This is a genomic window from Microbulbifer maximicatervae (SeqCode) (genome assembly GCF_052467225.1).
The window spans coordinates 3,562,290-3,574,959 of the sequence record NZ_CP174303.1; the positions used below are offsets into that span (position 1 = coordinate 3,562,290).

A 12,670-nucleotide genomic window follows, 5' to 3' on the forward strand; every position below is an offset into this window, starting at 1 on the left:
TAGTTAAATATCAGTCATAAAATTAAATTTCTGAGGAAAAAAGCCGGTAAGAAGATACCGGCTACTATTGAATTTATTTCTGTACGATTGCACCGCTACGACCAAAGCGAGCGATGATATTTTTCAATCTTGCAAACAACTGGGGAATATCTTTACCCATCATTAAATAGAGACAGGGTACCAATAACAATGAGATCGCTGTGGCTGCGAGTATTCCATAGCCCAGCGAGATCGCCATTGGAATCATAAAGCGCGCTTGCACCGAGCTTTCAAAGATCATCGGCATTAAGCCGCAGAAAGTTGTTATGGTGGTCAATACGATCGGGCGAAAACGCCGCGCTGCCGCTCCCTTGATAGCGCTTTCCAAATCAGCGCCATCATTTCGGAGACGATTGCTGTACTCAATCATTACCAGAGTATCGTTAATCACAACTCCGGCCAGTGCCACCATACCCAGCAGACTCACCATACTGAGTCCATACCCCATGCCTAAGTGGCCAAGTAACGCGCCAATCACACCAAAGGGTATCGCCACCATTACGATCAACGGCTGTACGTAACTCTTTAAGGGAATTGCCAATAGCAAGTACAGCACCGCCATCGCAAGGGCAAAGGTCATCGCCAAACTCGCCAACCCCTCTCGCTCCTCCGCTTGGCGTCCCTCATAGGAAACGCTAAGTCCCGGGAATTCAGCTTTCAATTGGGGGACCACACTTTCATTCAGCTCATTAATGACGAGTGTCGCTTGGTCACTGGGCTCCACATTGGCGGTAATCGTTGTAACCCTGCGGCCCGCCCGGCGATTAATCGTGGCATAGGCGCGCCCTTTATCAATTTTTACCAGATCTGGCAGGGGCATCCAAAGTCCATTGCTTGCCCGGATCATAATGCTATTCACATCATTGATATTGGCCCGCTCATCCTCAGGCAAACGCACCATGACCTTCACCTGATCCCGGCCGCGCTGTTGGCGCAGGGCCTCAGCCCCGTACAACGCTGCCCTCAACTGGCGACCAATATCCTCCGCAGACATACCCAAACTTTTGGCCGTTTCAGTCAGCGTAAGGTCCAGCTGGGTTTTACCGAGGGAAATACCGGGATCGATATCACTGACATTGGGGAATTTCTCCAACTCATCCCCTAAACGTATCGCAGCTTGCTCCAAGGTATCCGTGTCGGTATGGCGAAGCTCCACGGTTAACGAGGAGCCAGCGCCGGGACCGCCACGGTCAGAAGCTGTTGTCGCGCTAAGCGCACCGGCAATGGGCCCCACTTCCTGGCGCCAGGCGCGAATAAACTCACCGGTGGAAAAAGGGCGCTCATCTGCGGGAACAAAGAAAGCGTCCACCATAATCGCGTCATCGCCCATCAAACCGCGAATACCCAGGAAGACCTTTTCTTTATCGTATTGCTCGAGCACCCTATCGGCGGCAGTAATAATCTGCGAGCGCGCTTTTTCCAGCTGGGATTGAGCCGTTCCGGTGGGAAAAGTGACGGCAAAGCGACCGGAGTCACGCTCCACCCTGGGCATCAAGGTGAAGCCCATACGGCCGCTAGCCGCATAGCCGCCAACCACCAGCAGCGCCGCTACCGCCACGGCAATAGTGGTGTAACGGTGCTTGATACATATATCCAGGAAGGGTCTAAAGCGCTGCTGTACAAAACGATCCAATCCCCGCGCCAGTATTTTCTGCCGCGCAGCAAAGCGGCGCGCCCGGCGACTTTTATAACCGCGACGAGAGTGGGCCAAGTGACCGGGCAAAATAAACAGGGCTTCCACCCAGGAAATAATAAATACCGAGCCCACCACAAAGGGAATCACACCAAAGATCTTGCCCATAAAGCCGGGTAAGGCCATCAATGGAAGGAAGGCGACAATGTTGGTCAGGATTGCAAATGTGAGCGGCACCGATACCTGCCGGGCACCGGCAACGGCAGCCTCCAGATTGCTGTAGCCTTTTTGTCGCCACTCGTGGATATTCTCACCGGCAATAATTGCATCATCCACCACTATTCCAAGGGCGATAATAAAGGCAAACATACTTACCATGCTGATGGAAATATCCAGCCCAGGCAGGAATAGCAATGCCCCCAGGAAGCTGGTAGGAATGCCCAGTGTTACCCAAAAAGCCAACCGCAATTCCAGAAAGGCTCCGAGCACAACAAATACTAATAAGAGCCCAATAAAACCGTTCTTCAGCAGCAGGGTCAGACGCGCTTTGAAAATTTCCGAGTCGTCATCTCGAACTGTCAGGGTCACCCCCGGAGGCAGGCTTGCCCTGACCTCATCAACGACTTCATGGGCAGCCTCACTGACACTCATTGGTGTCTGGTCGCCCACCCGGTAGATCTTGATGCTGATAGCTGGCTCGCCGTTAAACACCATATTGCGCGCTTCTTCCTCAAGCGCATCGCTGATATTGGCAACATCCTTTAAATAAACGGCACCGCCACCAATGCCTTGGGCAATAACAATATCGCCGAACTCACGAGCCCAATCGCGGCGCTCAGTCACCCGGACCAATATCTCCCCTGCATCAGACTTAACACTGCCGCTGGGAATATCTACCGCTGCATTTTCTACGATGTTTGCCACTTCCAGCAGGGTAAGCCCATAGCGACGCAGGTCATCGCGGCGAATCTCGATCGCCACTTGCAAGTCCCGCATCCCTCGCGCTTCCAGCTGGGTAATACCACTGTGGGCTTCGAGCTTATCGTAAACCTGCATCGCCAACGCACGCAGGTTGTGCTCGGTAAGATCGCCGTGTAATACCAGATCCAGCACATCCCGTTTGCGCTCGGCCAGACTAACCTGGGGCTGCTCAATATCTGTGGGGAAGGTGGTAACAGAATCGATAGCCTGCTGAATATTCTGGTACACCAAGGCAGCATCAGCATCGCCTTCCAGCTCCAAGGTTAAAGAGGCACTACCCTCATTGGCCCTCGCGGTCATCTCTTTGATACCTACCAAGCCCTGCACCGCCTGCTCGGCAGCCACCAGTACACCGCGCTCGACCTCCTCAGGGCTGGCACCGGGATAGGAGATGGACACGCTCACAGTATCCAGGCTGAATTCCGGGAAGACTTCCTTTTTAACGATGGTCGAAAAAATCAAACCACCAATCAAGAAGACCAACATCAACAAATTGGCAGTTACGTGGTTGCGCGCCATCCAGGCGATGGCGCCCGTGCGGATATCGACCTTATCTTTGGATCTATTCTGCTCAGTCATCTGCGCCCCCAGCGTTGGGTCCACCGGGGCCGCGTCTTGGCGGGCGTTCCGCAGAGGCAGCCGCATCTATCGGCGGGCGCTGCTGGCGATTACTGTCTCCGGCAATTCGCACCGGCATGCCTTCAGTAACGGTTACCAACCGGGTCGTCACTAAGGCTTCTCCGCCGCTGAGCCCCTGCTCCAGGACTGCAAAGTCGCCGCTCATATAGGCCACTTCTACCGGCAGAACCGTGGTGCGGTTCTCGCGAACCACCCACACATTGTTGCCGTCTTGCAACGCAGTGAGGGGGATTCGCACACGCTCATCCTCACTTTGGGAAACGATCTCTACTTTCGCCAGATCGTTGAGAAGCAGCTGCGGCTGGGACGGATCCTGTACGGAAAGCGGGTCTTCCAGCTCTACCAACACACTGGCGAGACGACCCTGCTCTTCCAGTACCGGGATAACCCGGACAAACTCACCGCGGCGGTAGACGCCCTGCGGCCACTGGCTGCCGTAAATTCGAACTTCAACATCACCGCGTCCGAGCCGGTGCAGTTGTGACGCGGGAATCTCAACGGCTATCTGGAAACGGTCGGCACTAGCAAGACTGTAGAGAGTATCGCCTGGAGAGACGCGATCACCGACGTCGGTATCACGCTCAACTACCAGGGCATCAAATGGGGCGCGAATCTCGGTAAGCCGAAGATCGCGTTTAGCCAAGGCCACATTTGCCTCTGCGGATTTTACTGCCGCCTCTGCTGCTGCTCTCTGAGGCTCGCGCAACACCAGAGCCTTATCCGTTCCAGACAAGGCTGTGCCAAGAAGCTCGTATTCCTCTTGAGCAACTTGCTGCTGTCCTTGCTCCTGCTGCAATTCAGCACGGCGTTCGGCGAGGGCACTCTGGGCAGTCATCAGGGCCAACTGGTAGGGCTCCTGATCAATACGCAACAGCACCTGCCCTTTTGGCATTACGGCTCCGGGGCCCAGATCATAGTCGAGCCATTGCACCTGCCCCTGTACCTGGGGCTCCAACTCCGCTAACTCACGGGCACTCACTTTACCCAGCGCGCTCAGGGTTACAGGAAAACGACCCTGCTCAGCAACAGCTACATCGACTGTCGGAGGAGGTGATTTGCGTTCACCGCGACTGACCGACGGTTTTTCCCGCATCATCCAGTTGAAGGCCAGGAATGCCAACACCACCAACACTATGGGGATCAGCAGGCGCCAATTGAATTTCTGCAACATCAGTTATTTCCCTCCAGGTACAACTCCAAATCCACTGGCTCGGGGGCTGGAAGATCCGCCTGGGGGATCCCGCCGGAAAGCGCGCGGTAAAGTACTACTCGGTTTTCAATCAGTTCGCGCTCGGCAGACAAGATTTGTCGCGCCAAACTCTGTTGTTCACTCGTCGCGGTCAACACATTGAGGAAGTCGATGGTTCCCCGCGCATAGGCGCGGCTTTGGCGCAGAGCCAAAAGGTCTGCGAGACGCTCACGCTCACGTAGATGGTTGAGTCTCTGCTCGATCAGGCTCTCTCGAATCAAGGCCTGCTCTACTTCAGACAAGGCTTCATTAACTGCACTGCGGTAGAGCGCCCAGCGCTCCTGCAGAACGGCGTCCTGTTGCTCCCGGGCCGATGCCAGGGCGCCACCATCAAAAATCACCCCCTCAATGGAGGCTGCAATGGCCAAAAGCCAGTTTTCAGTCACATCGCTAATTAAACTGGTGCCATTGCTGGCTACCGCAGACAAACTAAATACGGGCAGTCGATCGGCCCAGGCCTCATCGGCTAAGTGATAGCCCTGTAAAAGGTCTCGCTGCGCCTCAACGACATCCGGGCGGCGCAATAACAATTGCGATGGCACGCCGGTCTCTGGCAGGGCTGGTAATGCCGGCAACCCGGCCTGTTCGTGAATAATCCTGCTAAGTTCCTCGACATTGATACCCAAGAGCACCGCTAACTGTACTCTTAGAGTTTCGGCATCCGCTTCCGCCTCATCCAGTTCCTGCTGTGACTGCTGGACCAGCTGCTGTTGCTGCAAAACATCGGCTGCACCTGAGACGCCGCGACCAAAGCGCAGTTCCAGAACCTTCAGGCTTTTGCGATTGATCTCCAGCTGTTGTTGCAGCAAATCCCGCTGCCCCCACTGCTCCCGCAACTCCAACCAGGTAGCTGCCACCTCGCTCGCCAGGGTCAGGGCTGCCGTCTGTAAATTCTGTTCCTGGGCCAGGTAAGCCGCCTCTGCTGCACTGGCACCGGCACGGACCCGCCCCCAAAGGTCCACTTCATAGCTGGCGGCGATACGGGTACTCCAACTATTGCCCTCCGCAGAGGGGTCGGTGAACTCACCGGAAGAGTAGCGCTGCTCAGTATTTTCAATACTGGCGGTCAGTCTTGGCCAAAGGCCCGATCGCGCTCCCCGCGCAGTGGCTGCGGCCTGCTCCAATCGCCAATAGGTAGCCTGAATATCCGGATTATCTTTCAGCGCCAGCTGTACCAAATTATCCAACTGCGGATCTTCCAAATCTCGCCACCAGCGCAAACTCGGTGCGACGGTACCCGATGCACGAAAAGATTCTGGTAACCCTAAATTTTCATCGGGTTGAATGGTCTCAATTGGCTGCGAACTACAGCTGACAAGCAGCGGAACACAAATTGCCAAAATACGGTAAAAGGACAAGGAATATCACCGAAATTAAACGTTTAATCGTAAAAAATAGAGATTTATTGCGTGCATTATCCGCCCCCCAAAATCGCTCGCAATGCGTTTTACTCTTGTTTACAAAGCATACGTAAAATCAGGCAAAAAATTGCTGCCCGCAGGAGTGCCGAAAACCGACTACTTCGGTATGATGCGGCACACTAAACTGAATAGTCATCGGGGTTTGACGCGGAGCTTATCCAAAAAGTCTCCCCTCTGTACAAAGGTGCTCGGCCTTCTTCAGCCGGCCCCCTTGGACGCTCCGGTGGAATTAATAACGGAAGTAGAAGAGACAAACCATGAGTAAACATCAGCCACTCGCCCATTGGGACGATATTTTGCTGCTGGACCAACAGCTGACCGACGAAGAGCGCATGGTGCGCGACACGGCACGTGAGTACTGCCAAAGCAAACTGATGCCCAGAGTTCTCGAGGGTAACCGCCACGAAATCTTCGATCGTGAAATCATGAACGAGATGGGTGAATTGGGCCTGCTCGGTTCCACCATCGAAGGCTACGGCTGCGCCGGTCTCAACTACGTTTCCTACGGCCTGGTGGCGCGCGAAGTTGAACGCGTTGACTCCGGCTACCGGTCCGCCATGAGCGTTCAGTCCAGCCTGGTTATGCACCCGATTTACGCTTACGGCAGCGAAGAGCAGAAGCAGAAGTACCTGCCGAAGCTGGCATCCGGCGAATGGGTTGGCTGTTTCGGCCTGACCGAGCCCGATGCGGGTTCCGATCCCGGCGGCATGAAAACCCGCGCTAAGAAAGTCGATGGCGGCTACCGCATCAGCGGCTCCAAGATGTGGATCACCAACAGCCCAATCGCCGACGTTTTCGTTGTTTGGGCGAAAGATGACGACGATATTATTCGCGGCTTCGTGCTGGACAAGGGTATGGAAGGCCTCTCCGCACCGAAGATCGAAGGCAAGTTCTCACTGCGCGCCTCCATTACCGGTGAGATCGTGATGGACAATGTGTTCGTTCCGGAAGAAAACAAATTCCCGGAAATTGGCGGACTGCGCGGCCCCTTCGGCTGCCTGAACCGCGCTCGTTACGGTATCTCCTGGGGCGCCATGGGTGCCGGTGAGTTCTGCTGGCACGCCGCTCGCCAGTACGGCCTGGACCGCACCCAGTTCAACCGCCCTCTGGCTCAAACCCAGCTGTTCCAGAAGAAATTGGCGGACATGCAGACCGAAATTACCCTGGGCCTGCAAGCCTCCCTGCGCGTAGGTCGCATCATGGATGAGAACAAGCAGTTCGACCCCACCATGATTTCCCTGGTTAAGCGCAACAACTGTGGTAAGGCACTGGATATCGCCCGTATTGCTCGCGATATGCACGGCGGCAACGGCATCTCCGACGAATTCCACGTAATTCGCCACGTGATGAACCTGGAAGCTGTAAATACCTACGAAGGTACCCACGACGTACACGCATTGATCCTCGGCCGCGCCCAGACCGGCCTGCAAGCATTCGTGTAAAACACGCCTAGTTCGATGCTCACGGTATTTTCCGTGGGCATCGCCCTTATCCCATCACTTCTTATCTCCTTACATCTACCTCGCCCCCCAGGTTGGTAGCACAAAAGCATTAAACTAAAGTTCGGAATAATCACGCAAAAAGGCGGCGCATAGACTGTGGAGCAGTATTAAATTATTACCCACACCAAGCAAAGTACTGCACCGAAAAAAACGTTTGGATTTAAAGTAAAAATAATTTGAGAGCAGGCCAAAACTCACTGTGACCATTTACGCACCATCGAACCGCGAAACAAGTAAAGACAGCCCTCAGCAATTATTAAACTCTCAATAAAGGTATAAAAAGGAAGTTTTGAAAAGCGCGGAAAGCCCAAACAGAGAGCCCAACAAGCTGAATAAAATTATTACCCCTCCCCTAACTTCCCTCCACATCAACAATCTCCTGCCCCGGATTTCGATCATTTAATTTCACTACACAAAGAGCAATACCCAGCAACACGACAAAAGTCGCTACCCACTCGACAAATGTAAGATATTCACCAAGGATAATTGATGAGCCGATTATTCCCACAATAGGAACCAGCAACCCAAATGGTGAAACGCAGGCAGAGGAATAGCGACGAATTAAATCACCCCATAAAATATAACCAACCAATGTCACCATGCACACTTGGTAAACAATTGAAAACCAACTGGCCGTATGCGCCTGGAAAAAGAAAACCCAGGGAGTATGGCTCTCATAAAATATCGACAAGACCAAAAGAGGTACCGGCGGCACCAATGAAGCCCAAACCATTAAATGAAGTAAGTTAACTCCTGGCATCCTGCGGAATACAATATTCGCTATCGCCCAAGACAGCCCCGCCCCCATGATAAGAATAAATCCCACTATCGTTGTCGACCCACCTTTATCGGCATAGTAGAAGAATACCGAGAACCCTACAGCCGCTATTACCAAACCCAAGCATTGCTGCATATTTATCTTATCGCCAAACAGCATTGCGAATAGCAATAGGGTGAATGGCACCTGTGACTGCATTAGCAATGACGCTACACCCGCTTGAATGTCAGCCTTCATGGCGTAGTACATCAACCCCAGAGAGAGAAACTCTAAGAAGAAGCCGAGCGCAACAACATTGAGGATCGAGGTCTTGGGGAATGGACAAAAGAAAACCAGAGGAACAGCGACGAGCGTGAAGCGAACCGAAGCCAATAACATTGGCGGGAAGTCGGCCAGCGCCACCTTGGTTATCGGGTAATTCAGTCCAAAAATTGAGACTGCCAGCAAAGCCAACAGTATGCTTTTATACGGCATCTCTACAGCCAGTGAACAATGGACGTAACCAAAGGGTAGCAGCCTCCATTAGTCTTCTGCGCCTAATGGGCCCTTTGTCATTGTTTCAATAGCTCCCTGGTACCCATCTATTGCGGCGCCTCACACTTCTCACCAGTAGATCGCTGCTCAATTCCCTTTGCGTAGACAGAAGTGCTATTCTCCCCTGCCCGCCAATCTCTGGATGTAACGATGATATGGATGAGCTGCTGCACTGGTTTGAATTGATCGGTATCGCGGTCTTTGCCTTCAGCGGCGTACTCGCCGCCGGCCACAAACAGATGGATTTATTTGGTGCCGTGGTACTCGCCTGCGTCACCTCTATTGGCGGCGGCACCGCCCGGGACATTATTCTCAACGTCCCTGTATTCTGGCTTGAGCACACCTATTACCTGTGGATCGCCTCAATTACCGGTGTAGTAAGCTTTTACCTGATACGCTATCTAAAGGTCCCTATGCGCCTGCTAATGGTGGCAGATGCCATTGGACTCGCCGTTTTTGTGGTGCTCGGAACCCAGAAAGTACTTGAACTGGGCTATTCCGCGACCATCGCAATCGTGCTCGGCGTAATGACCGGTACTTTTGGCGGGGTGATTCGGGATGTGCTGTCCGGTGACATTCCACTTTTACTCCGGCGAGAGATCTATGCCACCGCTGCCCTTACTGGGACAGCCATACTCGTTGCATTGGACAATGTAGGGTGGCTACCCCATGAGCTGGTGGTGGCTATTGCTGTATTTGTGACCTTAGCGATTCGCCTCGCGGCATTGCGCTGGAATATCTCCGCGCCAGTGGCACGCTTCGGCAAGCACTGACCCGCTCACAGGCCTGGAACCATAAACCAATACTTAATAGCAGTCACAGGAATAATCTAAGTGCAAAAAGCCCGATTGCGCATACTCCTCATCATTCTCTTTTCCATGGTGATTGGAGCCTGTGAGCGCTCGACAGACTCTGCCCAAACCGGTCAATCCCCGCAAAAACAATACGCTCGCCTGGTAGCAAAGCCCTGCTGGTTCAAAACCGATGAAACCTGGCCTTTCACCCAGTGTTTCATGATGGAGGTGCCGGAAAATTATGCCCACCCAGAAAAGCGCAAAATCCGCTTTCCGGTCGTACGCTTCCGCGCCACAAACCCCGATCCCAAGAAAATCCCCCTACTCCATCTAGGCGCCGGAGGCCCCGGAGCCAGCATGGGGTTAGAGCCCGAGAACGCCAGCGATTGGTTGTGGCTTAACTATGCCGCCATGACAGTAGAAGACGGCCGGGATCTGTTTGTTATAGATCCCAGGGGCACCGGTATGGCCCAGCCACGCCTCACTTGCAGCGAGTTTATCGAAGATGCCGATACCGCCTTCCGGCGCAACCTGTCTCCGGAAGAAGAGGCCCGTGTTTTCTCTTTCAGTATGGAGCGCTGTTACAGTCGCCTGAGCAAAGGTGCCGACTTGGCCCAGTACAACAGTTCTGTGATCGCCAGGGATGTAGAAGAGCTGAGAAAAACCCTCAAGCTCAATAAATTCGATCTCTACGGGGTGTCCTACTCCTCCCGCTACGCCCTGACTGTGGCCCGCGACTTCCCAGAGTCAGTGCGCACCCTGGTGCTTAACAGTGCGGTCTTCCCCAATATTGTCTACACGCAGCAGCTCCCACAGGACTCCCTGGCGGCCTACGAACGCGGCCTGAAGCATTGCATCGAAGACGAGAAATGTAACAGTCGCTATCCCAATTTGCGCCGCAGATTGGAAAACCTGATCCAGACCTTAGACGAAGAGCCGCGCACCATTCCGATCAAGCACCGCTACTCAAAGCAAAGCTATCCCTTTGTGCTTACTGGACAGCGCTTGCTGAGAGTTCTATTCCAGGCGCTGTATAACGAAAACTTCTACAGTGAACTGCCCAAGATGATCGAGGGCCTGGAAAATGAGGGCGATGAAGGGCTACAGCCGGCCCAGGATGCCATCGCACACTTTATGGAGATCGTACTGGACCCCTACTTTGGGGATGCAGCCGGCGTTAGCCACTTCTGCTATGAAGAGGCCCCCTTTGTCGATTTTGATCAGGCCAGGGCCAACGCTGCAGACACCGGCATTCTCGGCGGGGCCGTGCGATCAGATTTAAATTTGCTGCAGCTACAATGCCGCATCTGGGCAATCCCCTCTGCTCCTCTCACTGAGTCAGAAGCCATCTCCACCCCAGTTCCAGTGATAGTGTTACACGGCGGCCTGGATCCGGTACTGGCTGCAGATGATGTCGATATCGCACGCAAAGAGCTACCGAATCACCAATGGCTGCTATTTCCCAACCTGGCTCACGATATTATTTCCGCAAGCAACTGCGCGGAGCGGGCTGTAGCGCGCTTTCTCGACAACCCCGCCGAAGATCAAACCGAAACCACCATGACTTGCCGCAAAGCAGAGCTGGCAGACCAGATTTCTACCGAAGAAGAGTCTGAGTCCCAGCAAGAAGCCGAACAACAGGCCGTTGAACCCCAAGCAGCAGAAGTCCCAGCCCCGGAAAGCGGCCAATAACCAAAAACAACAGCTGAAGTTACACGACAAAAGCGGTATCAAGGATTGAGGAAAGGCCGATGGAGAGCAACAACAACCCTGCCCTGATTGAAGTTGCGGATTTGGTAGAGCTCAAAAAGACCGGCGAACCCGTAATATTGGACTGCCGCTATAGCCTGGCGGATCACGATAGTGGTGAGCGGGACTATCGGGCAGGCCATATTCCCGGTGCCCATTACGCCTGCCTGCACCGTGACCTCTCTGCCCCTGTGCAACGCTACGGCGGCCGCCACCCAATGCCGAGCGCTGCACAGTTCCAGGACTACGCTCGCAATCTGGGAGTCGATAGTGACACACAGGTAATCGTCTACGACGACAACCGCCTGGGTTTCGCTGCCCGTGCCTGGTTCCTGTTTTTCTTCTTTGGCCACAAGAAAATCAGCATTCTGAATGGCGGTCTAAAAGCCTGGCTCGATGCAGGGGAGGCATTGGACACAAGCGAGCCCACTCGATCCAAGCAAGGAAACTTCAGCGCACAACCAAAAGAAAATCTTTTGGTTCATTACGAGACTATCAAACAAAACCTGGGTAAAGCACCCTGGCAGTTAGTAGACGCCCGGGACAGTCAGCGCTTTGAAGGAATTGAAGAGCCTATCGACCCGATTGCCGGACATATACCCACCGCCATCAACCAGCCCTGGCAGAACATAACTGACAAAAACAATGGGAAAGTGAAATCTATTCCCGAACTCAAAGAGCAATTCGGCAACTTGGCGGACGGCAAACCGCTTCTCAATTACTGCGGCTCCGGAGTTACTGCCTGCGTTAATTTCTATGCACAATATTTAGCTGGTCGCCACGACTCACTACTCTATCCAGGGAGTTGGAGTGATTGGTGTGCACATCAATAAAAGAAAAAATCAGAACTCCTTAGCACACACAACTGTCAAGGGGTTCATTTAAGTAGATACAGCGTATCTTGTCCAAACTATATGGCTATAAGGTAACGAGGCCAAAAAAGATAAGAGACAGAGCCCGGCATGAGGGTTAGCGGTCGGAAGTACAATTCTAAAAAGCTAGAAGAAAAACCCAAATATAATAGCTAAATTTAAATTCAGCCCACACTCTAAAAATCCTCAGCCGACTAACGTAAATACTTTGGTAAAAGAATCCGCAGCTATAGCCATCACACCAAATGTGAAATTATTCTTCTCATTACAATGAATACTTTTGGTACATACATTAGAAAATATCTCAGCCCTCACCAAGCAGAACAAAGCGGATAACCCACACTGCGCCTCCCTTCAAGCATCTCTTGATACTGCCAATGATATTGTAATATTTTATCGCCACTCGAGATTGCGAACAATTATCAAAAGCCTAATGAAATATTCTTTTCACCAAGCCTGTGCAACAAATTGAACTACCA

8 protein-coding genes are annotated in these 12,670 nt (G+C 53.0%); 4 read left to right on the top strand and 4 right to left on the bottom strand.

The genetic code is table 11. The features are described from left to right. Positions 1–73 precede the first annotated feature (73 nt). Genes ACJJIZ_RS15595 through ACJJIZ_RS15605 form a run of 3 tightly spaced genes read right to left on the bottom strand, consistent with a single transcriptional unit; the run spans position 74 to position 5,899 of the window. The gene (locus tag ACJJIZ_RS15595) at positions 74–3,232 is read right to left on the bottom strand and encodes an efflux RND transporter permease subunit (RefSeq protein ID WP_444914024.1); all 3,159 of its coding nucleotides are present in this window, start codon (positions 3,230–3,232) and stop codon (positions 74–76) included. Then, positions 3,225–4,463, bottom strand: coding sequence for an efflux RND transporter periplasmic adaptor subunit (locus ACJJIZ_RS15600; RefSeq protein ID WP_444914025.1), 1,239 nt, complete (start codon positions 4,461–4,463; stop codon positions 3,225–3,227). The genes ACJJIZ_RS15595 and ACJJIZ_RS15600 overlap by 8 nt, the downstream gene beginning before the upstream one ends. Further along, complete coding sequence (locus tag ACJJIZ_RS15605) at positions 4,463–5,899, bottom strand: efflux transporter outer membrane subunit (protein ID WP_444914026.1); 1,437 nt, start codon at positions 5,897–5,899, stop codon at positions 4,463–4,465. The genes ACJJIZ_RS15600 and ACJJIZ_RS15605 overlap by 1 nt, the downstream gene beginning before the upstream one ends. Before the next feature lie 320 nt (positions 5,900–6,219). On the opposite strand from ACJJIZ_RS15605, the gene ACJJIZ_RS15610 reads away from it, so the two are divergent. Continuing rightward, positions 6,220–7,404, top strand: a complete 1,185-nt coding sequence (locus tag ACJJIZ_RS15610) for an acyl-CoA dehydrogenase (RefSeq protein WP_282932536.1) — start codon at positions 6,220–6,222, stop codon at positions 7,402–7,404. A 412-nt stretch (positions 7,405–7,816) separates the two neighbouring features. Here the strand turns inward: ACJJIZ_RS15610 and ACJJIZ_RS15615 are convergent, their stop codons facing one another. After that, on the bottom strand, positions 7,817–8,716 hold the full coding sequence (locus ACJJIZ_RS15615) for an EamA family transporter (RefSeq protein ID WP_282932535.1): 900 nt from the start codon (positions 8,714–8,716) through the stop codon (positions 7,817–7,819). Positions 8,717–8,931: 215 nt separating this feature from the next. Here ACJJIZ_RS15615 and ACJJIZ_RS15620 point away from each other — a divergent pair, with 215 nt between their 5' ends. Genes ACJJIZ_RS15620 through ACJJIZ_RS15630 form a run of 3 tightly spaced genes read left to right on the top strand, consistent with a single transcriptional unit; the run spans position 8,932 to position 12,152 of the window. Continuing rightward, positions 8,932–9,549 carry a trimeric intracellular cation channel family protein gene (locus tag ACJJIZ_RS15620; RefSeq protein ID WP_413662328.1) on the top strand — a complete coding sequence of 206 codons (618 nt, stop codon included), beginning with the start codon at positions 8,932–8,934 and terminating at the stop codon, positions 9,547–9,549. A gap of 60 nt (positions 9,550–9,609) precedes the next feature. Continuing rightward, the gene (locus tag ACJJIZ_RS15625) at positions 9,610–11,262 is read left to right on the top strand and encodes an alpha/beta hydrolase (RefSeq protein WP_444914027.1); all 1,653 of its coding nucleotides are present in this window, start codon (positions 9,610–9,612) and stop codon (positions 11,260–11,262) included. 59 nt (positions 11,263–11,321) lie between these two features. Continuing rightward, the gene (locus ACJJIZ_RS15630) at positions 11,322–12,152 is read left to right on the top strand and encodes a sulfurtransferase (RefSeq protein WP_444914028.1); all 831 of its coding nucleotides are present in this window, start codon (positions 11,322–11,324) and stop codon (positions 12,150–12,152) included. Positions 12,153–12,670 lie beyond the last annotated feature (518 nt).

Bases quoted from the DNA above. Each gene is read 5' to 3' on its own strand.
- ACJJIZ_RS15595 (WP_444914024.1), bottom strand. From the start codon at position 3,232: ATGACTGAGCAGAATAGATCCAAAGATAAGGTCGATATCCGCACGGGC.
- ACJJIZ_RS15630 (WP_444914028.1), top strand. From the start codon at position 11,322: ATGGAGAGCAACAACAACCCTGCCCTGATTGAAGTTGCGGATTTGGTA.
- ACJJIZ_RS15610 (WP_282932536.1), top strand. From the start codon at position 6,220: ATGAGTAAACATCAGCCACTCGCCCATTGGGACGATATTTTGCTGCTG.
- ACJJIZ_RS15620 (WP_413662328.1), top strand. From the start codon at position 8,932: ATGGATGAGCTGCTGCACTGGTTTGAATTGATCGGTATCGCGGTCTTT.
- ACJJIZ_RS15615 (WP_282932535.1), bottom strand. From the start codon at position 8,716: ATGCCGTATAAAAGCATACTGTTGGCTTTGCTGGCAGTCTCAATTTTT.
- ACJJIZ_RS15600 (WP_444914025.1), bottom strand. From the start codon at position 4,463: ATGTTGCAGAAATTCAATTGGCGCCTGCTGATCCCCATAGTGTTGGTG.